The organism is Streptomyces sp. NPDC092296, assembly GCF_044755465.1.
Classification (GTDB): Bacteria; Actinomycetota; Actinomycetes; order Streptomycetales; family Streptomycetaceae; genus Peterkaempfera.
The window spans coordinates 273,570-298,437 of the sequence record NZ_JBIVRB010000002.1 but is presented as its reverse complement, the minus strand read 5'-3'; the positions used below and the strand labels follow the sequence as shown (position 1 = coordinate 298,437).

The 24,868-nt window shown below is 74.4% G+C and carries 18 protein-coding genes; 4 read left to right on the top strand and 14 right to left on the bottom strand.

Going from position 1 to position 24,868, the window contains the following annotated elements; genetic code table 11:
* Positions 1-110 precede the first annotated feature (110 nt).
* Positions 111-767 carry a winged helix-turn-helix transcriptional regulator gene (locus ACIQGZ_RS08970; protein WP_402600327.1) on the bottom strand — a complete coding sequence of 219 codons (657 nt, stop codon included), beginning with the start codon at positions 765-767 and terminating at the stop codon, positions 111-113.
* Between the two features lie 107 nt (positions 768-874).
* Between ACIQGZ_RS08970 and ACIQGZ_RS08965 the strand changes: the two genes are divergently transcribed.
* Positions 875-2,086, top strand: coding sequence for a pyridoxal phosphate-dependent aminotransferase (locus ACIQGZ_RS08965; RefSeq protein ID WP_402600325.1), 1,212 nt, complete (start codon positions 875-877; stop codon positions 2,084-2,086).
* A 42-nt stretch (positions 2,087-2,128) separates the two neighbouring features.
* On the opposite strand, the gene ACIQGZ_RS08960 is transcribed toward ACIQGZ_RS08965, so the two are convergent.
* A complete protein-coding gene (locus ACIQGZ_RS08960; RefSeq protein ID WP_402600322.1) occupies positions 2,129-2,293 on the bottom strand; it encodes a hypothetical protein in 165 nt (54 codons plus the stop codon).
* A 431-nt stretch (positions 2,294-2,724) separates the two neighbouring features.
* On the opposite strand from ACIQGZ_RS08960, the gene ACIQGZ_RS08955 reads away from it, so the two are divergent.
* Together ACIQGZ_RS08955 and ACIQGZ_RS08950 are read left to right on the top strand one after the other, a co-directional pair.
* Positions 2,725-3,393, top strand: coding sequence for a SigE family RNA polymerase sigma factor (locus ACIQGZ_RS08955; RefSeq protein WP_402600320.1), 669 nt, complete (start codon positions 2,725-2,727; stop codon positions 3,391-3,393).
* Positions 3,394-4,407, top strand: a complete 1,014-nt coding sequence (locus ACIQGZ_RS08950) for a hypothetical protein (protein ID WP_402600318.1) — start codon at positions 3,394-3,396, stop codon at positions 4,405-4,407. It abuts the gene before it with no gap.
* Positions 4,408-4,553: 146 nt separating this feature from the next.
* Here ACIQGZ_RS08950 and ACIQGZ_RS08945 read toward each other — a convergent pair whose 3' ends face one another.
* The 5 genes from ACIQGZ_RS08945 to ACIQGZ_RS08925 all read right to left on the bottom strand — a co-directional run bounded on the left by ACIQGZ_RS08945 (position 4,554) and on the right by ACIQGZ_RS08925 (position 13,246).
* Positions 4,554-7,076, bottom strand: a complete 2,523-nt coding sequence (locus ACIQGZ_RS08945) for a glycosyl hydrolase family 95 catalytic domain-containing protein (protein ID WP_402600730.1) — start codon at positions 7,074-7,076, stop codon at positions 4,554-4,556.
* Between the two features lie 289 nt (positions 7,077-7,365).
* Positions 7,366-9,357, bottom strand: a complete 1,992-nt coding sequence (locus tag ACIQGZ_RS08940; protein WP_402600316.1) for a beta-galactosidase — start codon at positions 9,355-9,357, stop codon at positions 7,366-7,368.
* A 31-nt stretch (positions 9,358-9,388) separates the two neighbouring features.
* Complete coding sequence (locus ACIQGZ_RS08935) at positions 9,389-10,333, bottom strand: carbohydrate ABC transporter permease (RefSeq protein WP_402600314.1); 945 nt, start codon at positions 10,331-10,333, stop codon at positions 9,389-9,391.
* Entirely contained in the window at positions 10,330-11,385 is a 1,056-nt protein-coding gene (locus tag ACIQGZ_RS08930) for an ABC transporter permease subunit (RefSeq protein ID WP_402600312.1), read from the bottom strand. Before ACIQGZ_RS08930 ends, ACIQGZ_RS08935 begins: the two co-directional genes overlap by 4 nt.
* Positions 11,386-11,563: 178 nt before the next feature.
* Complete coding sequence (locus ACIQGZ_RS08925) at positions 11,564-13,246, bottom strand: Tat pathway signal sequence domain protein (RefSeq protein ID WP_402600310.1); 1,683 nt, start codon at positions 13,244-13,246, stop codon at positions 11,564-11,566.
* Between the two features lie 628 nt (positions 13,247-13,874).
* Here ACIQGZ_RS08925 and ACIQGZ_RS08920 point away from each other — a divergent pair.
* On the top strand, positions 13,875-16,784 hold the full coding sequence (locus tag ACIQGZ_RS08920) for a glycoside hydrolase family 3 C-terminal domain-containing protein (protein WP_402600308.1): 2,910 nt from the start codon (positions 13,875-13,877) through the stop codon (positions 16,782-16,784).
* Positions 16,785-16,917: 133 nt separating this feature from the next.
* On the opposite strand, the gene ACIQGZ_RS08915 is transcribed toward ACIQGZ_RS08920, so the two are convergent.
* The 7 genes from ACIQGZ_RS08915 to ACIQGZ_RS08885 all read right to left on the bottom strand — a co-directional run bounded on the left by ACIQGZ_RS08915 (position 16,918) and on the right by ACIQGZ_RS08885 (position 24,660).
* Positions 16,918-17,547: a GTP-binding protein gene (locus ACIQGZ_RS08915; RefSeq protein ID WP_402600306.1), complete on the bottom strand. Its 630-nt coding sequence runs from the start codon at positions 17,545-17,547 to the stop codon at positions 16,918-16,920.
* Complete coding sequence (locus ACIQGZ_RS08910) at positions 17,528-18,004, bottom strand: DUF742 domain-containing protein (protein WP_402600304.1); 477 nt, start codon at positions 18,002-18,004, stop codon at positions 17,528-17,530. The genes ACIQGZ_RS08915 and ACIQGZ_RS08910 overlap by 20 nt, the downstream gene beginning before the upstream one ends.
* A gap of 8 nt (positions 18,005-18,012) precedes the next feature.
* Complete coding sequence (locus tag ACIQGZ_RS08905; RefSeq protein WP_402600302.1) at positions 18,013-18,429, bottom strand: roadblock/LC7 domain-containing protein; 417 nt, start codon at positions 18,427-18,429, stop codon at positions 18,013-18,015.
* On the bottom strand, positions 18,426-21,221 hold the full coding sequence (locus tag ACIQGZ_RS08900; RefSeq protein WP_402600300.1) for a nitrate- and nitrite sensing domain-containing protein: 2,796 nt from the start codon (positions 21,219-21,221) through the stop codon (positions 18,426-18,428). The genes ACIQGZ_RS08905 and ACIQGZ_RS08900 overlap by 4 nt, the downstream gene beginning before the upstream one ends.
* Before the next feature lie 220 nt (positions 21,222-21,441).
* Positions 21,442-22,965, bottom strand: coding sequence for a carboxyl transferase domain-containing protein (locus tag ACIQGZ_RS08895; RefSeq protein WP_402600298.1), 1,524 nt, complete (start codon positions 22,963-22,965; stop codon positions 21,442-21,444).
* 128 nt (positions 22,966-23,093) lie between these two features.
* Positions 23,094-23,888 carry an SGNH/GDSL hydrolase family protein gene (locus tag ACIQGZ_RS08890; protein ID WP_402600296.1) on the bottom strand — a complete coding sequence of 265 codons (795 nt, stop codon included), beginning with the start codon at positions 23,886-23,888 and terminating at the stop codon, positions 23,094-23,096.
* A 157-nt stretch (positions 23,889-24,045) separates the two neighbouring features.
* Positions 24,046-24,660 carry an NUDIX domain-containing protein gene (locus tag ACIQGZ_RS08885; protein ID WP_402600294.1) on the bottom strand — a complete coding sequence of 205 codons (615 nt, stop codon included), beginning with the start codon at positions 24,658-24,660 and terminating at the stop codon, positions 24,046-24,048.
* Positions 24,661-24,868 lie beyond the last annotated feature (208 nt).

Genomic DNA, 24,868 nt, shown 5'->3' with positions numbered 1-24,868 from the left:
GGCAGCGCGCCCAGTCGGCCGCGCAGCAGTCGGACGATGTCGACCCGGTGAGCTGATGTCCACTCAACCCGTCGGCCATGGCCGCGGGTCGGCCGCCGGGCGCCGGACGGTCACCCGGCGGCCCGCAGCGCCGCCGCCAGCGGGGTGGTGCCGTCCACGGTGAGCCGCTCCCGGGCGGTCGCGGCGCCCAGCGTGAGGCGGCCGGCCGCGAGGTCGGCGGCGGTGGCGTCGTCGAGGGTGAGTACGGCGTCGGGCCGGTCGGCGGTGTCCTCGGCGGGCCCGTCGGCGTACCCGGGCCCGTCCGGGTCGTCCGGGTCGAGCAGCAGCCGGAACGGGCCGCCGGGCAGCCGGACTTCGGCGGTGCCCGCGGCCTGCGGCGCGGCCCGCCGTACCGCGCGCAGCAGCGGCAGGGCGAACCAGTGGCTGCGTACGGCGTCGGTGGGGCGGGGCTCGCCGAGGTCGTCGGCGCCCCAGGCGGCGAGCGCGGCGAGCACCGGTCGCAGCCGGCGGCCGCGCGGGGTGAGCTCGTAGTGGTGGGTGTTGGCGGCGCGGCCGGGGCGGCGGCGCTCGACCAGGCCGTCGGCCTCCAACTCCTTGAGCCGGGAGGCGAGCACGTCGGTGGAGACGCCGGGCAGGTCGGCGTGCAGGTCGGTGTAGCGGCGCGGCCCGGCGAGGAGTTCACGGACGATCAGGAGCGTCCAGCGCTCCCCCACGGCGTCCAGGGCTCGGGCGGCGGCGCAGTACTGGGCGTAGCTTCGGCGCGGCATGGGGTCAGCATAGCCATAAGGTTGGACTTTCCAAGTGCAGACTTGGTAGAACCAAGTAGCGGCATCGGCCGCGAGGATCGACAGGCCCACGGTCGGGGAGGCCCCACATGGAGTTCCGGCAGTCCAGCAAGCTCGCGGACGTCTGCTACGAGATCAGGGGCCCGGTGATCGAGCAGGCCAACGCCCTGGAGGAGGCCGGGCACAGCGTGCTGCGGCTCAACACCGGCAACCCGGCGCTGTTCGGCTTCGAGGCGCCGGAGGAGATCGTCCAGGACATCATCCGCAATCTGCCGCGCGCGCACGGCTACAGCGACGCGCGGGGCATCCTGCCGGCCCGCCGCGCGGTGGTGCAGTACTACCAGCAGCGGGGCGTGCCGGGCGTCGGGGTGGACGACGTCTACCTGGGCAACGGCGTCTCCGAGCTGGTTTCGATGGCCGTGACCGCGCTGGTGGACGACGGCGACGAGGTGCTGATCCCGGCGCCGGACTTCCCGCTCTGGACGGCGGTCACCACGCTGGCCGGCGGCCGGGCGGTGCACTACGTCTGCGACGAGGGCGCGGACTGGTTCCCGGACCTGGACGACATCGCCTCGAAGATCACCGACCGCACCCGGGCGATCGTGGTCATCAACCCCAACAACCCCACCGGCGCGGTGTATCCGCGCGAGCTGCTGGAGGGCATCCTCGACCTGGCCAGGCGCCACCACCTGATGGTGTTCGCCGACGAGATCTACGACAAAATCCTCTACGACGGCGTCGAGCACCACTGCCTGGCCGCCCTGGCGCCGGACGTGCTGGTGCTGACCTTCAACGGCCTGTCCAAGTCCTACCGGGTGGCCGGCTTCCGCTCCGGCTGGCTGGTGGTCTCCGGCCCCAAGCAACTCGCGGCGGACTACCTGGAGGGCCTGACCATGCTCGCCGGGATGCGGCTCTGCCCCAACGTCCCGGCGCAGTACGCGGTGCAGGCGGCGCTCGGCGGCCGGCAGAGCATCCAGGACCTGGTGCTGCCCACCGGCAGGCTGGCCCGGCAGCGCGACGTGGCGTACGAGGCGCTGAACGCCATCCCCGGCGTGAGCTGCGTCAAACCCAAGGGCGCGCTCTACGCCTTCGCCCGGCTGGACCCGGCGGTGCACCGGATCGAGGACGACGAGCGGTTCGTGCTGGACCTGCTGCTCCGGGAGAAGATCCACATCGTGCAGGGCACCGGCTTCAACTGGCCGCGCCCCGACCACTTCCGCATCCTCACCCTCCCCCGGGCGGAGGACCTGGAGGTGGCCATCAGCCGGATCGGCCGCTTCCTGGCCGGCTACCGCCAGTAGCGGCCCGCTCCGGGCCCGTGCTCCGCCCCGGGTCCGCGCCGCTCAGCCCGCCGCCGGCCCCAGCCGCCCCCGCAGGAAGGCCGCCACCCGCTCCCGGGCCGCCGGCGCCGGGTGGCCGGGCCGGTCGCGGACCTCGGTGGTGAGGACGGCATGGGCGGACTCGGCGAAGCCCCCGGCGTTGCCCCGGGAGGAGTCCGGCTCGATCACCTCGAAGGCGTCGCCCAGCCGCTCGCGCAGCCCGGCGCGCCCGGCGGCCGGGACGGGCGAGCGGCGCCACCCGGCCGGTCGGAGACGGGTGCTGAGTCGGTGTCGGCCCTGCGGGCCGCTCTCCTCGGAGGTCCCGCCCCGGGCGGTTGCCCGGCGGAAGACCCGCCGGATCGGCCCGCGTTGACGGCTCCGCCGGGTGTCCGGCGAAAACGGATCGGCCGGACCGGATCGAAGTTGCGTTTGGACAGTGGGGCGGGAGCGGGCATCGCTGCTACTCTCGTGCAACCCGCGACACGCAGCCGAACTCCGTGCATACGTACGGTATTTAGGGGAGGTCGCCGCTCGCGGGTGACCCTCGGGCCGCATCGGCCCGGAGGCCCCGGGCGCGTCGGCCGGGGCAGCACAGGGCCGGCCTGAGCCCATGCCGCACCGTGGGCGGGCACGGAGGGAGAGCGGAGATTCCCCAGGACACTGCCGATGCGCGGGAGTTCCACGACTTCTTCGAACGCCACCACGCGGAGCTCTCCCGCCTCGCCTACCTGCTCACCGGAGACCCGGACTCCGCCGACGACCTTGCCGCCGACGCCCTGGTCGAGGTCTGGCGGCACTGGGACCGGGTCCGGGCCGCCGATCGCCCCGTCGCCTATGCCCGGGGAGTCGTCACCAACCTGGCGCGCAATCGCATCCGCTCCCTGACCCGGGAGCGCCGCCGGGTCGGTGTGGTGGCCACGCTCTGGCGCGAACGCTCCGACGGCCCTGACATACCGGCGGTGGTGGATGTCCGCACCGCCCTGGACCGACTGCCCTTCCGCAAGCGCGCCTGTGTCGTGCTGCGGCACGCGTTCGACCTCTCGGAGCAGGAGACCGCCCGGGTGCTCGGCATCTCGGTGGGCACCGTGAAGAGCCAGACCTCACGGGGCGCCGCCCAACTGGAGGCACTGCTGCGGCCGGGCCCCGGGGGCGCCCCGTACGATGCCGGGGAAACCGTCGGCGGCCGAGCGCCGAACGGCGGTGATCCGGCCGGACGGCGCCGGGCCGTGCCCCGGCGCCGTGGGCGGCGGTCGGTGGCGACTGTCGGCGGCACCCGTAAGGAGGAGTAGATGCCGGGCCAGGAGCAGGATCGCGGGCGCGCCGACGACCTCGGCCCGCTGCGCGCCGCACTGCGCGCCGAGGCTGCCCGGCACTCCCCCGACCGGCAGCGCATCCTGTTCCAGGTGGAGCGGAGACGGCTGGACCCGCTGGGGGCCCCGGAGGCCCGGACCACCGAGCGGCCGGCGCCGAGGCGGCGGCCGCTGCGGCAGGTACGGGTGTCCGGCGTCGGCGCGGCGCTGGGCTCGCTGCTGATGCTCGGCGGGGCCGCCGCCTGGGCGGTGACGGCCTTCCAGGAGGACGGCCGACCGACCATCCGGATCACCGACACCCCCCTCGCCCCGCCGGCCCCCGGCGGGGCGACTGTCGCCGACCCGGGCGCGAGCCCGCACCCCGGCACCTCCCACCCCCCGGCCGGGCCGGCCACCGGCGCCGCCCCGGGCGCCGACGTCACCCCGGTCCCCCCGCTGGGCGGCGGCCCCGGCCACTCCCCGGAGACGGGCACGGTCACGCCCCCCGCCGCCGACGGCGGCGCGACGGCCGACCCGACCGGTACGGCGACCGCAGGCGGGCCCGCCGCGCCGCCCGCCGGTGCGACGACGCCGCCCCCGGTCGGCCAGGGCAGCCCGGTCACCGACCACTTCCTGACCGCCGACGCCACGGTGGACCCGCACTCCACCAGCACCTGGGCGCAGAGCGACCTCACCGTCACGACCAAGGTCGCCGTGCGGACGCTCCAGGTGGAGGTGCGGATCATGCGCACCTCGGGCGTACAGCAGCCGACCTCCTGGACGACGCTGGACCCGGCCGACCTCACCACCGAGATCATGAACAGCGACAGCGAGATCGTCTACCGGTTCACCCTGCGGGACGGCGTGGTGCTCCAGCCCGGCCAGTACGTCTTCGCCGCCCAGTACATCCGGGGCGACGGCGACCGGGACGCGGGCCAGGACCGCTACACCGCGTCCGCGTCCGGCGTCGACGGCTCCACCGGCTCCGCCTCGGTGCACGGCGGCTTCCACTGACCCCGGCCTGACCCCCCGTCCGGCCCCGGCCTGACCCCCCGGCCTGACCCTCTGGCCTGCCCCCCGCCGGGCGGCCCCGGCACAGGCCGGCGGCGGCCGGCCGGGGAGCGCCCCGGCCGGCCGCCGCCGGTGTGTCCGTACCGCCGTCAGCGGCCCTGCGGCGGCACCACCGGACCTGCGGTGACCAGCACCTCCTGCCCGGCGGGCAGCTCCACCCGGACGGCCCCGGAGGAGTCCCGGCCCTGCGGCTCGACCCCCGCGACCCGCAGCCGGGTCACCGGGCGGCCGAAGCGCAGCGCCACCGTCCGGTCGGTGTCGGAGCGCAGCACCGCCCGGATGCGGCCCGCCGGCAGGTCCCAGCCGAGCGAGGTGACGGTGGCGCCGAAGCGGGTGCGCACCCCGGTCAGGCTGCCGGTGGGCAGGGTGTCGGGCAGTGCGGGCAGCAGGGTGAGCCTGGCGACGCCGTCCGGCCCGGTGGGGCGGGAGCGCACCAGCATCTCGATCAGCACCGCAGGGAGCCCGTGCGCCACATCGGCGTTGTAGACATTGCGGTACGGGTAGTGGCTGCTCATCAGGGACCGGAAGAAGAAGTCCCCGTCGAGAAGCCGGGAGAGGTTGCGCGCCGCCCAGGAGGCGTCCTCCAGCCGGGCGGCGGCCAGGGCGCGGTGCAGGTAGCCGTGGCCGGAGTCGTTCTCGTCGCCGCGCAGCCGCAGGGCGATCCGGGCGGCCTGGGCGAGACCGGGGGTGTCCTCGGGGGTGATCTCGTCCAGCGGCCAGACCGGGTAGAGGTGGCTGACGTGCCGGTGGTCGTAGCGGTCGCGGTGGTCGGGCCAGGCCCACTCGGCCAGGGCGCCGTCCTCGTTGACCCGGTACTCGGGCAGCCGCGCGGCCAGCCGGCGCCACAGCTCGGTGCGCTCGGGGGTGACCCCGTCGGGCATGAGTCTGGCGCAGAGGTCGGCGGCGGTGCCGAGGGCGTGCCGGGCGGCGGCAATGTCCATGGTCGCGTTGACCGAGGCGGCCGGGCCCGGGGCGGCGTCGTCCGGGTCGCCGGGGCGGACGGGGTGGTTCTCCGGGGAGTAGGACGGCACGATGACGACCCGGCCGTCCGGCCCGGTGCGGGTGAGGAAGTCCTCGTAGAAGGCGGCGACCTCGATCAGGGCGGGCAGCAGCCGGTCACGCAGGAACTCCTGGTCGCCGCTGGTCTCGACGTACTCCAGCAGCGGTTGCAGCAGCCAGTCGGCGCCTGCGGTCCACATGTGGTGGGCCCAGACGGCGTCGAAGTGGTACTGCCGGCCGTTCTCCCCGTCGGTGTGCGCCGGGGCGACCACACCCCGGGTGCCGAAGAGCAGCCGGGCGTTGCGGCGCCAGTCGTCCAGCTGGCCGAGGACCAGCTCGGCGTGGGCCAGCGACGCCTCCGGGAGGGCGGCGGTCGCGGCGGAGGCCAGCTGGAGGTTGAGGTTGGCGTTGGTGGTGAAGGCGCCGGACCAGGCGGTGCCCCAGTCGCCGGACCAGAGCCCGCACAGCCGGGGCGGCCGGTAGCCGCTGGCGCTCAGCAGGTGGTAGCGGCCCGCCGCGAACAGCTGCTCCAGCAGCGCCGGGGTCAGCCGGCCGGGGGTGGCGGCCTGCCGCTCCAGCAGCCGGGCGACCGGCAGCGCCCGCTCGGCGGGGTCGCCGCCGAGGTCCAGGGTGACCCGGTCGTATGCCTCGCGGTGCAGCGGCAGGTGCCGGGCGAGCAGCGTGGCGTGGTCGTCCGGGATGTCGTACATGCCGGTGTCCAGCCGGGTCAGGTCGGTGCACTCGGCGGTGACCGGGCCCCGGGCGGTCCGGGTGAGCAGCAGCAGCTCCCGGGCTCCGCTGACCCGGATGCGGGGGCCGTCGCAGACCACCTCGCCGCCGACCGCGATCACCCGGGTGGCGCCCCGGTAGCCGATCTCGCTCTCCGGGTAGCGGGCGCGCAGCCGCAGCAGGGCGGAGTCGCGCGGGCCGGGCGGGGTGGGCGGGGTGCCGGGGACGGCGGGCGCGGCCAGCGGGCCGGGCCGGTACACCGACCGTACGGCGAGCCGCAGTTCGGGGGGCGAGCCGGGCAGCCGGCCGTCGAGTTCGACCACGGCCTCCACGGTGCGGCCCTGCGGGGCGGCCAGGTGCTGGACGACGGTGTCATCGGCGCGGGAGACGAAGCAGCTGGAGCGCCACTCCCCCTCGCCGGGGCCCTCCTGCCAGGTGGCGGTGACCACTCCGGTGCGGAAGTCGACCCGGCGGCGGTAGCCGGTGGCCGGGCGGGCGTCGGTGCGGTGCCGCCGCACGGCGAAGGCGGGGTGGAACGGCTGGGTGGCCGCCAGCTCCCAGTCGCCCGCGAACCGGCGTACGGCGGTGTCCGCGTCCCCGGCCAGCAGGGCGTCCTGGACCTCGCGCAGCAGCGGGGCCAGGTGCGGCGGTTCGGCACCCGCCCGGCCGCCGGGGCGGACCATGGCGTGGTGGGTGACGATGACCATCTCGTCGATGGTGGCGCCGTGGACCAGGGCGCCGTGCCGGCCGTTTCCGGCGAGGTAGCAGTCCTCCCAGCGGGTGGCGGGGGCGGTGTCGTGGATCGCGCGACCGCCGGGCGGCGTGGCGGCGACCGGCAGCGGGTGGGTGGGAGAGGCGGGCAGGGGCGAAGTGGGGACGGGCATCCGGTGCACGCCGGGGACGGCGGCCTCGGTGGGGTCCGCCGGGGTCCGCAAGGCCGCACTGGACGGCCTCGTCCGGGCTGCTTCGTGGGGGGACATGGCGGCTCGGTCCTCTCGTGAGCGGCAGGGTGGGGTGGCTCGTCCCTAGGTGGCCGCCGTGGACGCATTGGTTGCCGAGCTTGACAAATTGTTCTTGTTAAGTGGCTGCGCCGTTTCGGCGCCCGAGCACCACCCCCTCGGCCCCCCGGCGGACGGGGCGTCCGCCGGGGGGCCGAGGGGGTGGCGCGGCCGGTTATTCGGGCCGCAGCACCGCGGCGCCGTAGCGGGGGAGGCGGATGGCGCCGTCGGTGCTGCGGCCGGTCAGCAGATCGCGGTGGCGGCCGGTCAGGTCCACCGTGACCTGCTGGTCCCCGTGGTTGAGGAGGAAGAGCAGCGCGCCTCGGCGCACCGCCTCCACCTCGTCGGGGAGTCCTGGGAGTGGGGGGTGCGCGCCGGCCCGGCGGGCGGCGTCGGCCAGCAGGCGGCGCAGCGCGGCGGGTTCGGGGAGGGTGGCGAGGTACCAGGCGGTGCCGTCGCCTGCGGCCCGGCGGGTGACGGCGGGGGTGCCGGCCAGGTCGCCGCCGCTGATGGTGGCGACGGTCTCGGTGCCGGGTGCGGTGCGCAGCTGCTCGGACCAGAGGGTCCCGGTGAAGGCGCCGAGCCGTGTGGAGGCGCAGCTGACGGTGTGGCCGTCCTCCAGTGGCCACCACTCCTGGGGGTGGACGCCGAGCAGGTCGCGCAGCCGGGCGTCCATGCCGCCGTCGCGGATGGTGTCGGTGGGGTCGGCGATCCCGGTGAGGAACCCGGTGACCAGGGTGCCGCCGCCGCGTACATAGCGGATCAGGTTGTCGATCGCGGCGTCGGAGGCGAGGTAGAGGTTGGGGACGGCGACCAGCCGGTAGCCGGAGAGGTCGGCCTCGGGGTGGGCGAAGTCGGCGGTGAGGTGCTCGTCCCACAGGGCGCCGTGCCAGCTCTGGAGCAGCGCGGGCAGGGTGACCAGGGCGGAGGGGCGGCCGGCCTGCTCCAGGGCCCACCAGTTGTGCCAGTCGTGGACCAGGGCGATGTCCGCTTGTACGGGGGCGCCGACGGCCTCGGTGAGCAGCCGCAGTTCGGCGCCCAGCTCCTTGATCCGGCGGTGTCCCGGGCTGTCCGGTCCGGCGTGCGGCACCATCGCGGAGTGGAACTTCTCGGCGCCGGAGCGGGAGGCGCGCCACTGGAAGAAGAGCAGCCCGTCGGCGCCGCGTGCCACGGACTGGAGCGACTCCAGCCGCAACCGCCCCTCGGGCTTGGGCCGGTTGACCGGCCGCCAGTTGACGGCGCTCGCGGCCTGCTCCATGAGCAGCCAGGGGCCGCCGGCCAGGGAGCGGGTGAGGTCCTGGTCGGCGGCGGCGGAGGCGGCGGCGCGGGGGTCGGCGGGGTCGGGGTACATGTCGAGCGAGACGGCGTCCTCGGCGGCGGCGAACGCCCAGCTGTCGATGCCCTTGTACCGGGTCATGAAGTTGGTGGTGACCGGGATGCCGGGGGTGTGCCGGCGCAGGATGTCGCGCTCGGCGGTGAAGCACTCCAGCAGTACGTCGGAGCAGAACCGCTGGAAGTCCAGCGCCTGGGCGGGGTTGGGCAGGTAGGGGGCGCTGCGCGGGACGGTGACGGTGGCCCAGTCGCTGTGGTGCTGGCTCCAGAAGGCGGTGCCCCAGGCCCGGTTGAGCCCGGCCAGGTCGCCGTGGCGCTCGCGCAGCCAGTCGCGGAAGCGGGCGGTGGTCTCGGCGCAGTGGCAGACCGGGCCCAGTTCGTTGGAGACGTGCCACATCCGCAGCGCGGGATGGCCGGCGTAGCGGGCGGCCACTGCCTCGACCAGGGAGTGGGCGTGTTCGCGGTAGGCGGCGGAGGAGGGGCAGTACTGGTTGCGCGAGCCCCACCACAGGGTGGTGCCGTCGGCGGTGACCGGCAGCGTCTCGGGGTGGCGCTCGCCGAGCCAGGGCGGCGGGGAGGCGGTGGGGGTGGCCAGGCAGACGTCCAGGCCGCCGTCGTGCAGCAGGTCCAGGACGCGGTCCAGCCAGCCGAAGTCCCGTACGCCGGGGGCGGGTTCCAGCCGGGCCCAGGAGAAGACGCCGACGGTGGCGGTGGTGACTCCGGCCTCGCGCATCAGCGCGATGTCCTGCGGCCAGACCTCCTCGGGCCACTGCTCGGGGTTGTAGTCGCCGCCGTAGAGGATGCGGCCGCGGGTGGCGTCGGCGAGTGCGGGCATGGCTGGTGGTCTCTCCTGGGTGCGGGCGGGTTCAGCCCTTGATCGCGCCGGTGAGCATGCCGGTGGCGAAGTACTTCTGCATGAACGGGTAGACGATCATGATCGGCGCCAGGGTGAGGACGACGACGGCCATGGAGAGCGACAGCGGTGCGACGGCCTGGTGGGCGGCGCCGAAGCCGCTGTTGGCGGTGCCGGGCATGGTGGCGCCGAGGTTGACGTACTGGTACAGCACGTACTGGATGGGCCACTTCTGGCTGTCGGTCGGCATGTAGAGCATCACATTGAAGAACGAGTTCCAGTAGCCGACGGCGTAGAAGAGCGTGATCACGGCGGTCACCGCGCGGGAGGTGGGCAGCACCACCGACCACAGGATGCGCCACTCGCCCGCGCCGTCGATCCGGGCCGCGTCGATCAGGTCGGCGGCGGTGGTGGAGTAGAAGGACCGCAGCACCAGGATGTTGAAGACGGAGACCGCGCTCGGCAGGATCAGCGCCCAGTACTTGCCGTACCCGCCCAGTTCCGAGACGACCAGGAAGGACGGGATCAGGCCGCCGCTGACGAACATGGTGACGATCAGCAGCAGCAGGATGAAGCGGTGCCCCAGTGAGCGGGACCGGGACAGCCCGTAGGCGCAGAGCACCGAGACCACCATGGAGACCAGGGTGCCGACGGCGGTGATGCCAAAGCTGACCAGCAGTGCCCGGGTGACGATCCCGCCGGTGAGGATCTCCCGGTACGCGTCCAGGGTGATCCCGTGCGGCACCAGCACCAGGCCGCCCGCGCTGTTGATGGCGCCCCGGGTGGAGACGCTGGTGAGCGCGATGGAGTAGATCGGCACGATCACCACCGCGAGCACCACCAGCAGGACGGTGCCCTTGCCCGCCTGCCCGACGGCGGTGGGCGGCTCCTCCCAGACGGGGCGGGCGGTGCCGGGCGCTCCCGGGCGGCGCGCGCCCCTGGTCAGCGTGTCGCTCATTTGCGGTACAACCCATCCTCGCCGAAGGCGTGTGCGAGCTTGTTGGCGCCGAGGACCAGCAGCAGCGAGATCACGCTCTTGAAGAGGCCCGCCGCGGCGCCGTAGCCGTAGTTGCTGGTGCCGATGCCGTAGTAGAAGGCGAAGGTGTCCAGCACATCGGCGGCGTCGTGGCCGACCGCGTCCCGCTGGACGAGCAGCTGCTCGAAGCCGACGGTCAGGGCGTTGCCCAGCCGCAGCACCAGCATCAGCACGATGACGCCCCGCATGCCGGGCAGCGTGATGTGCCACATCCGCCGCCAGCGGCCGGCGCCGTCGGCCGCCGCCGCCTCGTACAGCGACTGGTCGATGGCGGCCAGCGCGGCCAGGAAGACGATGATGCCCCAGCCCGCCTCCTTCCAGACCGCCTGGGAGGTGACCAGCAGCTTGAAGGTCGCCGGGTTGGTCATGATGTTCCACGGCTCGGCGCCGTGCTGGCGCAGGAACTGGTTGAGCAGCCCCGCACCGCCGAACATCTGCTGGAAGACGGTGACCACCAGCACCCAGGAGAAGAAGTGCGGGAGGTAGACCACCGACTGCACCACGGAGCGGATCTTGCTGCTCACGATGGTGTTCAGCAGCAGGGCGAGCGCGATCGGGATCGGGAAGAACAGCACCAGCTGGACGGCGCTGATCGCCACGGTGTTCGCCATGGCGTGCCAGAACAGCGGGTCGTCGAAGAGCTGCCGGAAGTTGTCCAGGCCGATCCACTCGCTGTGCAGCACGCCGACCAGCGGGTCGTAGAACTGGAAGGCGGTGACGGTGCCGAACATCGGCACGTAGTTGAAGACGAGCAGCAGCACGACGGCCGGGACCGTCATCAGGATGAGCGACCGGTCGCGGCGCAGCCTGATCCGCCAGGTGAGCCCGCGCGGTGCCGGGGCGGGGCGGGGGTCGGCGCGGGTGGCGCTGCCGGGCTGTGCGGCGCTGCCGGGGTCGGCCTCGTCCGGCGCCGGGGGCTTCCCGCCGGGGGGCTCCCGGCCGGGGGGCTGGGCACCGCTGGTGGTGACTGTCACGCCACCGTCCTCCTTCGTTCGACCGCCTGGCTTCGTTCGACCGCCTGGCTTCGTTCGACCGGCTGGCTTCCTGCGACCACCGGGCTGCGCTCGACCGGCCGGTCCGCGCCCCCGTCCCCGGTGGGCCGGGGGACGCGGGGCGCGGCGGCGGTCGGGGGCGGTTACCGGCCTGCTGCGGTCACTGGCCGGTCCCGGACTTGTCGGCCACATTGGTCTGGTACCAGGCGATGAGGGCGTCCCCGCCGCCCTTCTTCCAGGTGCTGACCGCCGCCTGGAAGTCGGCGACGGTCTTGCGGCCGTGGTAGACGTCCTTGATGGTGTCCTCGACCGCCTGGGCCGCGTCGGCGGTGGCGTAGCGGGCGGGCACGGTGATGTTCATGTTCCAGAACACCGGCTTGTAGGCGTACTTGCCGGCCACGGTGTTCCAGGTGCAGATGTCCCGGGTGATCTGGTCGTAGCCGGGGTTGGAGATCACCGCCTCCGGGCTGGCGAGGAACTGGTACGTCGACTGGTTGGCCTCCTTCTTGCCGGTGTCCGTGTAGTCGGGGCCGGCCGGGGTCATCGTGTAGTCGACGCCTTCGACGCCGTAGTTGAGCAGGGTGTACTCGGCCGAGCCGAACGGCGCCGCCAGGTAGTCGGCGATGGCCAGGCACTCCTTGATCTGCTCCGGGGTCAGCTTCTTGTTGAGGTAGCTGACGAAGCTGGTGGTGGTCTGGAGGGCGATGGACGGCTTGGCGTGGCCGTCCGCCGCGAACGGCACGAAGGCGCCACGCCGGTAGTCCTTGTCGGCCGCCTGGCCGGACTGGGCGTCCTGGAAGTTCCAGGCGCCGGTGCCGTCACCGGTGATCAGCACCTTGCCGGCGTAGAAGCGGGTCTTGGCGTTGCTGGTGTCTCCGGCCAGCGCGTCCGGGTGGATGAAGCCGGCCTTGGCCAGCTTGTGGGCCCACTCCAGGGACGCCAGCATCTCGTCCGTCTCGTACTTGTGGACCAGCTTGCCGTCCTTGACGGTGAACTTGTTGACCACCCCGAACGGCTGGGCGAGGTAGGTGAAGACGTCGTCGAAGGCCCAGACGCCGGCCTTGGCGCTGGTCAGCTCCTTGCCGAGCGCGAACAGGTCGTCGGCGGAGGAGACCTCGCCCTTGATGCCCTTGGCCTCGAAGACGTCCTGCCGGTAGTAGATGGCGCCGGTGAAGACCTGCCCGGAGGCGTACGAGGGGATGCCGTAGAGCTTGTCGCCCCAGGCGCCGCACTGCCAGGCGCCGGTGGGGATGGCGGCGAGGTTGGGGTACTTCTTGACGTTGTCGCCGGAGAGGTACGGCGTGAGGTCCGCCAGCTGGGTGCCGGCCAGGGCGCTGGTGTTGAAGGTGGGGTTCCACCAGGTGGGCAGCTGGATCCAGTCCGGCAGCTTCTTGCCTGCGGTCAGCGCGGTGATCGCGGTGTCATAGGTGTTGCCGTTGGCCGGCTGCATGGTCAGGGTGGCGCCCAGCGCCTTGTTGACGGCCTGGTAGTACGCGTTGTTCGCGGCGGGTATCGAGCCCCACAGCGGGGTGACGGCGGTGTAGTGACCACCGGAGCCGGGCACGCCGCTCACCGACTTGACCGGGTTGGCCGGGTACTTGAGGAATCCGGCCGGGGAGAGCGCACCGGCCGCGCCGGTGCTGGACGGGATGTCCGGGCTCACCGACGCGTTGGGGAGGTACGCCGGAAGGGCCGCCGCGAGACCCGACTTGCTGTTGGTGCCCGTCTTGCGGCCGCTGTCGCCGCCGCCACCGCACGCCGTGAGCAGGGGGGAGAGGGTGACGGCACCGGCCACTGCGGCAGCGGCGGTGAGGAACGATCTACGGGACACGGCGTTGCTCATGGGTGCTTGCGGCCCTTCGTCGGGTTACCGGTCATCAGCTGCGTCACCGTGCGGCCATCGACCTGGGGTGGAACGGTGCGCCACATATGGGGAGGTCACAAGGGAGCGATCGCCGGCGGCGTGCGGAGGGCCCTGGCCAGTCGAAGCGCTTCGATGTTGCGGTGAGCATAGTGAGGGCCCCGGTGCCGGACAAGGGCCACTGCGAAGATCTTTTCGAGGGTGTTTCGATCCCGTGGCCTCCATCCGCCCACGGTGGCAACGCCTTTGCCGAGGGATCGCCACAGGCCGGACGGCACAGGCGGGCCGGTACGGCATGCGCCGCCGACCGGCCGCTCCGCTGGCCCGGTATGCACGGCCGTACCCATCGGCCGACGGCTCGCCGCACCGCTTTCGAAGCGCTTCAATCCCGGCGACCGCCGCCGAGCAGCCGCGACACCGCCGCGCCCACCCGCCCTGGCCGCATTCCGGACTGCGGCGAACCCTTCAGTCGAAGCGCATCGACACCCGGCTTGGCACGGAAATTCTCAGCCCAGCCAGCCGATCCACCGACCCGGAAACCTTGACACCGGCCCCGTCCACTGCCACTTTCGAAGCGCTTCGACCAACCGCGCCCCGGAGGTACCGCCCCATGGCAGCCGCAGCCGAGCACCGCGACGCGCCCAGCGCCGACGCGCCCTACCGCGACCCGGCGCTGCCGGTCGCCGAGCGGGTCAAGGACCTGCTCGACCGGCTGACCCTGGACGAGAAGACGGCCCTGCTGCACCAGTACGCGCCGGCCGTCCCCCGGCTGGGGCTCGGCCCGTTCAAGACCGGCACCGAGGCGCTGCACGGCGTCTCCTGGCTGGGCGAGGCCACCCAGTTCCCGCAGGCCGTCGGCCTCGGCGCCACCTGGAACCGCGAGCTGCTGCGCCGGGTCGGCGAAGCCGTCGGCACCGAGGTCCGCGCCTTCCACCACCGCGCCGCCGCAGCCGGACAGCCGCAGATCAGCCTGAACGTCTGGGCTCCCGTGGTGAACCCGCTGCGCCACCCGCTCTGGGGCCGCAACGAGGAGGGCTACGCCGAAGACCCGCTGCTCACCGCCGAACTGGCCACCGCCTACACCCACGGCCTGCGCGGCGACCACCCCCAGTACTGGCGCACCGCCCCCACCCTGAAGCACTTCCTGGGCTACAACAACGAGACCGACCGCTGCACCACCTCCTCCGACCTGCGGCCCCGAGTGCTGCACGAATACGAACTGCCCTGCTACCGGGGCCCGGTGGAGGCCGGAGCGGTGGCCGCCGTGATGCCGTCCTACAACCTGGTCAACGGCCGGCCCAACCACGTCGGCACCCACCTCGCGGACCAGCTGCGCAGCTGGCGGGGCGGCGCCGACCTGCTGGTGTGCAGCGACGCCGAGGCGCCGTCCAACCTGGTCGCCGCCGAGCGGTACTTCGACGACCACGCCGAGAGCCACGCCGCCGCGCTGCGGGCCGGGGTGGACAGCTTCACCGACCACGGCGAGGACTCCTCGGTCACCGTCCGCCGGATCAGCGAGGCGCTGGAGCGCGGCCTGCTCACCGAGGCCGACCTCGACGCGGCGGTGGCCCGGCAGCTGACCCTGCGGCTGCGGCTGGGCGAACTCGACCCGCAGCTGGACCCGTACGCGGGCACCGGACCCGAGGTGATCGACTGCGCCGCCCACCGCGAGCTGGCCCGTGAGACCGCCCGGCAGTGCGCGGTGCTGCTGCGCAACGACCCGCACGGCGCCGCCGGACCGCTGCTGCCACTGGCCCCCGGGGTGCGGCTGGCCGTCATCGGCGCACTCGGCGACGACGTACTGCGCGACTGGTACAGCGGCAGCCTCCCCTACCGCACCACCCTGCTGGACGCGCTGCGCGACCGGCTGGGCGCCGACCGGGTCGCGTACACCGACGGCCTGGACCGGATCGCGCTGCGCTCCACCAGCACCGGCGGCTACCTCACCGCCGCCCCCGACGGCCTGGTCTCAGCCGACGCCGAGGCGGTGGGCGCGGCCGAGCAGTTCGCGGTGCAGGACTGGGGCCACGGCGTCAGCACGCTGCGCGCCGCCCATGGGCGCTACCTCACCACCGACGAGTACGGACTGCTGGCCGCCACCGCCGAGCACCCCGACCAGTGGGTGGTGCAGGAGACCTTCCGGCTGGAGCGCGGCGCCGACGGCCGGGTGCGCGTCCAGCACCTGGGCAGCGGCAGATGGGTCGCGGTCGCGGCGGGCAGCGGCGCGCTCACCGTCTACGCGGCCTCCCGCGACCAGGCCGAGCCGTTTGTGCAGCGCACCGTGTCGGCGGGCGCGCAGCGGGCCGCCGAGCTGGCCGCCGCAGCCGATGTCGCGCTGGTGGTCGCGGGCAACGACCCGCACCTCAACGGCCGGGAGACCGAGGACCGCCGCGACCTGGCGCTGCCGCCGCAGCAGGAGGAGGCGCTGCGGGCCGCGCACACCGCCAACCCGGCCACCGTACTGCTGCTGACCAGCAGTTACCCATACGCGGTCGACCGGGCCGCCGGGTCGGTCCCGGCGGTGCTCTGGTCCGCGCACGGCGGCCAGGAGGGCGGCCGGGCGCTCGCGGAGGTACTGCTGGGCGACCACTCCCCCGCCGGGCGGCTGCCGCAGACCTGGTACCGGACCGGGCAGCGGCTGCCCGATCTGCTGGACTACGACGTGATCGCCGCGCGGGCCACCTACCTCTACCTGGACGAGGAGCCGCTGCACCCCTTCGGCCACGGACTGTCGTACACCAGCTTCGGCTACGGCGAGGCGCGGGTGGACCGGGCCTCGGTCACCGCCGACGCCGAGCCGCTCACCGTCACCGTCCGGGTGCGCAACACCGGCGACCGGGCCGGCGACGAGGTGGTGCAGCTCTACAGCCGCGCCGTGGACTCCCGGGTGCCGACCCCGCTGCGACGGCTCCAGGACTTCGCCCGCGTCCCGCTGCGGGCGGGCGAGTCGCGTGAGGTGGAGCTGACCGTACCGGTCCGGGCGCTGGGCCACTGGGACGTCGCCCACGACCGCTGGACCGTCGACCCCGGCGGCTACGAGCTGCTGGTCGGCTCCTCCAGCGCCGACCTCCGCTCCCGGGTCGGGATCACCGTCACCGGCCCCGCCCCGCAGCCCCGCCCGGCGCTGGACAGCGCGATCCTGGCCCGGGACTTCGACCGGAGCACCGCGATCCGGATCGTGGACCGCACCCGGGAGCGCGGCGAGGCCGTGGCGAGCGGCCCGCACACCCCCGGCACGCTGGTCTTCCGCGACTGCGACCTGGGCAGCGGCGCCGCCCGCGTCACCCTCACCGTCTCCCGCGCCGCCCCGGGCAGCGCCACGGTCGAACTGCACCTCGGCACCCCGGCCCCGGGCGCGCCCCCGGCCGCGCTGCTCACCGTCCCGGCCACCGGCCACCGGCACAGCTGGACCACCACCAGCGCCGACCTCGCCACCCCGACGCCCGGCGTGCACGACGTCCACCTGACCCTGCGCGGCCCGCTCCGCCTGGCCGAGCTGCGCTTCACCGCGGCCGACTGACCCCCGGCGGGGGCCGATGGCAGATCAGCCGGTCCCGGGTTCCCTCAGGAACCCGGGACCGGCTGCACAGGCGTGGTCAGCGTCCGGGGTGGCGGGCTCCGCCGGGAGTGCGCACCAGGGAGGGCCCGCCGGGTCAGACCTCGGCGGGGGCCGGGTGCGGGCGGGCGGCGGCCCAGGTGTCGCGGGCGTGCTCCACCAGGGTGACCAGCAGCTCCTTGCCGTCCTCCCGGCGGCGGGCGTCGCAGAGCGTCACCGGCACGGCCGGGCCCAGGTCGAGGGCCGCGCGCACCTCCTCCACCGGGTGGCGCGGGGTGCCGTCGAAGCAGTTGACCGCGACCACGAAGGGGATGCCCCGGCGCTCGAAGAAGTCCACCGAGGGGAAGCAGTCCTCCAGCCGGCGGGTGTCGGCGAGGATGACGGCGCCGAGCGCGCCCACCGCCAGCTCGTCCCAGACGAACCAGAAGCGGTCCTGCCCCGGCGTGCCGAAGAGGTACACCGCGAGGCCGGCCCGGATGTCGATCCGGCCGAAGTCCATGGCCACCGTGGTGGTGGACTTGCCCTCCACGCCGGTGAGGTCGTCCACCGGGCGGCCGGCCTCGGTGAGCATCTCCTCGGTACGCAGCGGCCTGATCTCGCTGACCGCGCCGACCAGGGTGGTCTTGCCCACGCCGAAGCCCCCGGCGACCAGGATCTTCAGCGCGACGGGCGGTGCGTCCGGGACTCCGGACCCACGGGGCGAGGGGTCAGAGGGCGCGGAGGCCATTGATCACTTCTCTCAGGATGCGTTCGTCGGGGAGCTGGGCCGGCGGGACGGGGCGGGTGACCCGGATCAGCCCGGCCTCGTCGAGGTCGCCGAGCAGGACCCGGACCACGCCGAGCGCCAGGTCGGTGGCCGAGCCGACCTCGGCCACGGTGAGCGGCTCGCGGCGGCACATCGCGACGATGGCGTGGTGCTCGGGGTCGAGCAGCGGCTCCGGTTCGCCTTCCGGGCGGGCGGCCTCGGCCGGGTCGACGGCCGCGACCACCGAGATCAGGTCGAAGAAGCCGGCGCCGGCCGGCCGGGTGCGGCCCCGGGTCATGGCGTATGGGCGTACCACCGGGCCGGCGTCGTCGTCGTACCAGATCAGGTCCCAGGCGTTGGACGGCGTGCCCGGCCCGGCGTCCAGCGGCGGCGGCCCGGACTCGGGCGGCTCCGGCGGCTGTTCGAAGGGATCGGCCATACCTGCCGTCACCCCCGGGCGGGGGCGGCGTCCGCCCTGGGCTCCGTCCCCAGGTGCTCACCGACCCGCTTCACCAGCAGGGCCATCTCGTACGCGATCAGGCCCACGTCGGCCTCGGCGTCGCTGAGCACCGTCAGGCAGCTGCCGTCACCCGCCGCCGTGACGAAGAGGAACGCCTCGTCCAGCTCGACCATGGTCTGCCGGACGCTGCCCGCCTTGAAGTGGCGGCCGGCGCCCTTGGCGAGGCTGTGGAAACCGGAGGCCACGGCGGCCAGGTGCTCGGCGTCCTCCCGGCCGAGCGAACCGGAGGCACCGGTGGCCAGGCCGTCGCTGCTGAGTACCACCGCGTGCTGGATCTCGGCGACCCGGCTCACCAGGTCGTCCAGGAGCCAGTTGAGGCCGGCGGACGTTGTCGCTGCGGTCATCGACCGTTCCCTTCCACTGAGACATCTGGTGCGGTTCCACCAGGCGTCACCATTCTTCCGTCCGGCTCGGAGCCGGTCGAGGACCTCTTGCCGGCACCGGGCGGTACCAGGGTGCCGGGTGTGCCGGAGTCGCCCCGGCCCCGGGTGAGGCCGCGCTGGAAGGAGGCGAAGGTCGCCCTGGCCTCCTCGGGCGAGCGCTGGCGGGCGGAGGCGCCCGCGTCGCCGGGCCGGGCGGCACCGTGCTCCGGCTCGGTTCGCAGCTGCGGTGCCAGGCTGGCCTGGCGGACCCGGCGCGGCAGGGCGGCGGACCCGGCCGGGGCGGCGGGCGCGGGTGCGGCGGCCGGGTGCCCGCCGTGGTCGTGTGCGGCGCCGGCGGCGGCCGGGACGGCGGCGCTGCCGTGGTGATCGTCGTCCGGCTCCCGGTCGGCGTCGTCGGGTGCGCCCACCGGGGCCAGCAGCCGGTTGGCGCGCCGGCGCGGCAGGCCGCCCGGGGTGGGCGCCTCCTCGGGCTCGGCGGGGCGCGGCCCGGTGGGGCGGACGGCGGGGCGCGGCGCGGCCTGGTCGGGGGTGCTGAGGTCGGGGGTGCTGTCGTCCGGCTCGGTACGGTCGGCCTCAGTACGGTCGGCCTCAGTACGGTCGGCCTCAGTACGGTCGGCGTCGGTACGGTCGGCGTCGGTACGGTCGGCCTCGGCGGGGACGGCCCCGATGCGCTCGGCCTCAAGGCTGTCGGCCCCGGTGCGGTCGGCCGCAACGCGGTCGACCCGGGTGCGGGTGGTGCGGCCCGGCGCCTCCTCGCCCGCCTCGGGTGAGGTCCGGGGCGACGGCACCGGCAGCAGTTCGCGGCGCGGCCGGGAGCGCAGCCGGGCCGGGGTGCTCTCGCCGGAGGCGGGCGCGGTGGCCGCCTCGGCCAGCAGCTCCCGGGGCAGCAGGACGACCGCGCTGGTGCCGCCGTACGGGGAGGGGCGCAGCGAGACCTTGATGGCGTGCCGCCGAGCGAGCCGGCTGACCACGAAGAGGCCGAGCCGGTCGGTGTCGGCCAGGTCGAACTGCTGCTCCTCGGCGAGCCGCCGGTTGGCCTCGGCCAGCGCGTCGGCGCCCATGCCGAGCCCCCGGTCGTCGATCTCCAGGACGAAGCCGTTGGCGACGACCTCGCCGTGCACGGTGACCTGGGTGGTCGGCGGGGAGTACACGGTGGCGTTCTCGACCAGTTCCGCGATCAGGTGGGTGACGTCGGCCACCGCCGGGCCGGTCAGCGCGGTGCCGGGGAAGGACCGCAGGGTGACCCGGGCGTAGTCCTCGACCTCGCCGACGGCGGCGCGGACCACGTTCACCATGCTCACCGGGCGGCGCCAGTTCCGGCCGGGGGAGCCGCCGGAGAGGATGATCAGGCCCTCGGCGTGGCGGCGCATCCGGGTCGTCAGGTGGTCGAGCCGGAAAAGGTCGTCCAGCTCCGCCGGGTCCTCGGTGCGGCGCTCCATGGCGTCCAGCAGGGTGAGCTGGCGGTGCAGCAGCACCTGGTTGCGGCGGGCGAGGTTGACGAAGACGGCGGAGACGCCGCGGCGCAGCTCGGCCTGTTCGACGGCGGCCTCGACCGCGGCGCGCCGTACGGCGTCGAAGGCCCGGCCGACCTGGTTGATCTCCTTGAGTCCGACGGGCAGCAGCGGCGGGGTCTGGGCGGCGATGTCCACCGGTTCGCCGCGGCGCAGCATCCGCATCACCTTGGGCAGCCGGATGCCGGCCGTCTCCTGGGCGGCGTTGCGCAGTGCCAGCAGGTCGCGGATCAGCGAGCGGCCGATGCGTACCGAGAGCAGCAGCGAGACCACGATGGCGAGCAGGCCGGCGGCGCCGGCGAAGACGGCCTGCCGGACGGCGCCCTGGGCGACGTCGTCGGCGCGGCGGTCGGCGTTGGCGGTCAGCTCGGCGTTGAGGGTGGCGAGGTCGTTGAGGACCGGCACGGTGGCGGCCCGCCAGGAGGCGGGGCTGACGACGTCGCGGGCGGCGGCGCCGTGGTTGGCGAGGAAGAGCGTCTCGTAGACGTGCAGGGTGGTCCAGTGGTTGCTGGCGAAGAAGTCGTCGTACAGCGACCGGTCCTCGTCGGTGAGCTCCGGGCGGTACAGGTCGAAGAGCAGGTCGTGGGCCTCGATGGCGCTGGTCACCTGCTCGACCTGCACCTCGGTGGGCCGGGTGGTGCCGCGCAGGCCGGCCATGGCGGCGTCCTCCTGCGAGACGTACTCGCGGGCGCGGGCCAGCTCGGCCAGTACGGCGCTCTGCCGGGCTATCTGGCCGGTCTGCTGGGTGCTGAAGGAGGTGCGGAAGCGCAGCATCGGCTCCAGCAGCTTGCTGTACCGGTCGAGGGTCTCCTCCCAGGAGATCGCGCCGCCGGCGGTGTCGTGGCGCAGTGCGCTGAGCCGGTCGGCGGCGAGCAGCACGTCGGAGAACCGTTCACGCTGGACGGGGTCCAGGTCGGTCAGCTTGCTCTCCCGGGCCACCGCGCGCAGGGCGGCGGCGCGGCGGTCGGTCTGGGCCTGGTCACCGCGCAGGGTGGAGGCGGCACCGCCGGAGCCTGGGGCGGCCAGGTGCTGGACGGCGGCGCGGCGCTCCTCCTGGAGGGCGCGGGCCAGGTCGTCCACCGGGCTTCCGTAGCGGTGGTAGTTGTCGCTGACCTTGGCCAGGTCCCAGACCTGGCCGGTGGTGGTCAGCGTCGCGAATGCCCACAGGCCGACCAGGGAGGCGATCGGCACCACGAGCAGCGCGAAGATCTTCGCGCGGATCGATGTGCTGCGGAAGCGCATGGAGTCCTCGGGTTCCCGGGCGCGGGAGGGCGCACGATCGGGCGCGGGATGGTGCCACCCGCCTGACACGGCTGCGGCGCAGGGCCGGTGAATCGGCGTGAGCCTACTACTGGTTGCACCCTGTGTTCGAAGCCTGCCTACAGACGGGCAGTCAACTCCGGCTGTTTCGGGGGTATTTGCCGGTAATCGGAGGAGCGGACGGGTGGCATCGGCACCGGGCTCAGCGCAGGCCCAGCTCCCGGTAGCGGCGCCGCCGGGCCGCCTGGCGCTCGACCGGGTCCCGGGCCAGCAGGGCGGCCAGCTCCTGCTCCAGGACCGCGCCGACCCGGGCCAGGAAGGCGCCGGGGTCGTCGGCGGCGTCCGGCTCCTCGGCCACCAGCCGGTCGGCGATCCCGGCGGCCAGCAGGTCCTGTGAGCGCACGCCCTGGTGCTCGGCCACCTCGGCGGCGCGCTCGGTGGTCCGGTACATCAGCGCCGAGGCGCCCTCGGGCGGCAGCGGGGAGAGCCAGGCGTGCCGGGCGGCGACCACCCGGTCGGCGGGGAAGAGTGCCAGCGCGCCGCCGCCCGCGCCCTCGCCCAGCAGCAGGCAGACGGTGGGGCTGGGCAGGGTGGCGAGTTCGGCCAGGCAGCGGGCGATCTCCCCGGCGAGTCCGCCCTCCTCGGCGGCGGGGGACAGCGCGGCGCCGGGGGTGTCCACGACGGTGACCAGGGGCAGGCCGAGTTCGGCGGCGATCCGCATGCCGCGCCGGGCCTCCCGCAGCCCGGCCGGGCCGAACGGCCCCCGGCGGCTGTGCGTCTCGCGGTCGTGCCCGACGACCACGCACGGCGCCGCCCCGAACCGGGCCAGCGCCAGCAGCAGCCCCTGGTCGCGCTCGCCGGCGCCGGTGCCGCTGAGCGCCGTGAGGTCGGTGGCGGCGGTGGCGAGCAGGGCGCGCACGCCGGGGCGGTCCGGGCGCCGGGAGCGCCGGATCGACTCGGCGGCGGGCGGCGCGGGGGTGTCGTCCGCCTCGGGCACGGGTGCGGGGGCGGCGGCCGGCAGCGGCGCCGACCCGTCGCGGGCGCTGAGGACGCGCAGCGCACGGGCGGTGGCCCCGGCCAGCTCCGCCGGGTCGAGTACGGCGTCGACCAGGCCGTGGGCCAGCAGGTTCTCCGCCGTCTGCACCCCGGGCGGGAACGGCTCGCCGTTCAGCGCCTCGTACACCCGGGGGCCGAGGAAGCCGATCAGCGCGCCCGGTTCGGCGGCGGTGAGGTGGCCGAGCGAACCCCAGGAGGCCAGTACGCCGCCGGTGGTGGGGTGGCGCAGATAGACCAGGTAGGGCAGCCCGGCCGACTTGTGGTCGGTGACGGCGGCGGCGACCTTCACCATCTGGAGGAAGGCGATCGTGCCCTCCTGCATCCGGGTGCCGCCGGAGGCGGGCGCGGCGATCAGCGGCAGCCGCTCCCGGGTGGCCCGCTCCACCGCCCGTACCAGCCGCTCGCCGGCCGCCACCCCGATCGAGCCGCCCAGGAAGCCGAACTCGCAGGCGACCAGGGCCGCCCGGTGGCCGCGCACCACGCCCTCGCCGGTGACCACCGACTCGTCGAGGCCGGTCCGCTCGCGGGCGCGCAGCACGGCGGCCCGGTAGGCGGGGTCGGCGGGCAGTTCGGTGACCGGCTCGTCCCAGCGGCGCCAGGTCCCGGGGTCGACCAGGGTGTCGATCAGCGGGAGCGAGCGGGCCCCGGCGGGGCGGGCGGCAGGGTTCATGGGTCAAGACTCCGTCGGTCCCGGCCGGGCGGGCCTCCGGCACGCGGGCCATGATCCCGACAGCGCACGGCGCTGTCGACACGGCCCGCGGCCCGGCCCGGGGCCCGGTCGGGCCGCCGGAGAGCGGGTCAGACGTGGGAGCTGAAGCTGGGCAGGTAGCCGCTGGCCTGGCCGGTCTGGTTGGGGTGGTAGCTGTCGTCGATCGGCAGCGTGGTGCTGTTGATCCAGGACGAGCTGGAGCAGATCTCGTGCCCGTTGAAGACCGGCCGCATGTCCACGAAGGTGAACCCGGCGTCGGCGGCCCGCTTGGCGGTCACCTCGGCCAGGTCGTCGGCGGCGGCGTTGATGGCGCTGCGCTTGGTGTCGCCGATCCCGATGATGCAGGTACCGCCGATCTTGTAGAGGTGGGGGTAGCCGAGCACGACCACATGGGCGGCGGGCGCCTTGGCCTTGATCGCGGCGTACACCTGGTCCAGCTTGCCCGGCAGCGTGTTCACCGCGTAGCTGCGGGCGGTGGCCACCGCGTTGAGGCAGGTGGTGTCGGAGGAGAGCACACAGGTCGTCATCACGTCCGCGAAGCCTGCGTCATTGCCGCCGATGGAGATGCTGACCAGCGTGGTGGCGGAGCTGAGCGCGGACAGCTGGCCGGACAGCACGTCACCGGTCTTGGCCCCCGAGCAGGCGGCGAAGGTGAAGGAGGACGGCGCGTGGGCGGCGTTCCACAGGTACGGGTAGGCCTTGGTGCTCCGCTTGCAGTCGCCGCTGGAGCCGATGTAGCTGCCCGAGCCGACCCCCGCCGAGTAGGAGTCGCCCAGCGCCACGTAGTTGACGGTGGCGGCGTTGGCGGTCGGTGCGTTGAGGAGTGCCATCAGGGTGGCGAGCAGGACCACCACGGTGGCGGACACAGTGCGGGAGTGTCTCAAGGGGGCCTCCACGAAAGCGAATTGGACACCATGTAAATAGCAGTGCCCGAGCACTCTCGGGAAGTGGGCATGTCAACAGTTCGCGTGAAAATCCTCCGCCGTTCACCGCTGCCGGGGACATGAATTACCCCGAACGGGCGCATCCGCAGCGGGACGTTCAGCCGGTCGGGCGGGGGAAGACCTCGCAGCCGTCGGCCGGCAGCTCCTCTATCGCCTCGTTGGCCACCGCCGGCACGCCCAGCCGGTCCACCGCCGCCCGCACCGCGGCCCACGCCTGGCGCACCCCCGGTGCGCCCCAGCCGAGCAGCTCGACGGCGAGCCCCGGGGCGACCAGCAGCCGGCGGTAGTGGCGGCCGGACGCCGAGTCGGGCCGGGTCGGGCCCACCGAGCACAGCGCCGCCGCCATCCGCACCCGGGCGCACTCCCGGCCGCCGTTGGCGGCGCCCACCCGGTCGTAGAGGTAGCCCAGATAGCGCGGCGCGGCGATCACCGCCTGCGCCTCCTCGGCGGCCTCCCGGGCCAGCGCCGCCGCCGGATCGCCGCCGTCCTGCGGCTCCAGCGAGCCGCCGGGCAGCCCCACCGCGCCGTCCCGGGGGTTGACCAGCGTGAGGACCCGGCCGTCCGGCGCGAACAGCCACCCCCAGCACTGCTTCACCGGCAGCTGCCCGGGGACCTCCTCCCCCGGCCGCCACGGCCAGTCGGCGACCGGACGGCGGCGGACCCGGCCCAGCAGCTCCGCGATCTCGGCGCTGTACTCGGTGCTGCCGCCCATACATCCCTCCCGCCGGGCCCGCACGGCCGTCCGACTCTTGATCATCCGATCCTCTCCGATCCGGGGGGTCGAAGAACAGCCCGGCGACCGGACCGACCGGCGGAACCGGTGACCGGCCCCGACCCCGCCCGCGCGCCCTGGTCACCGGTGTGTGGCGGGCGGCGGGCCGGGTGGCTCTACGGTTGTCAGTGCCGACCGGTAGAACTGG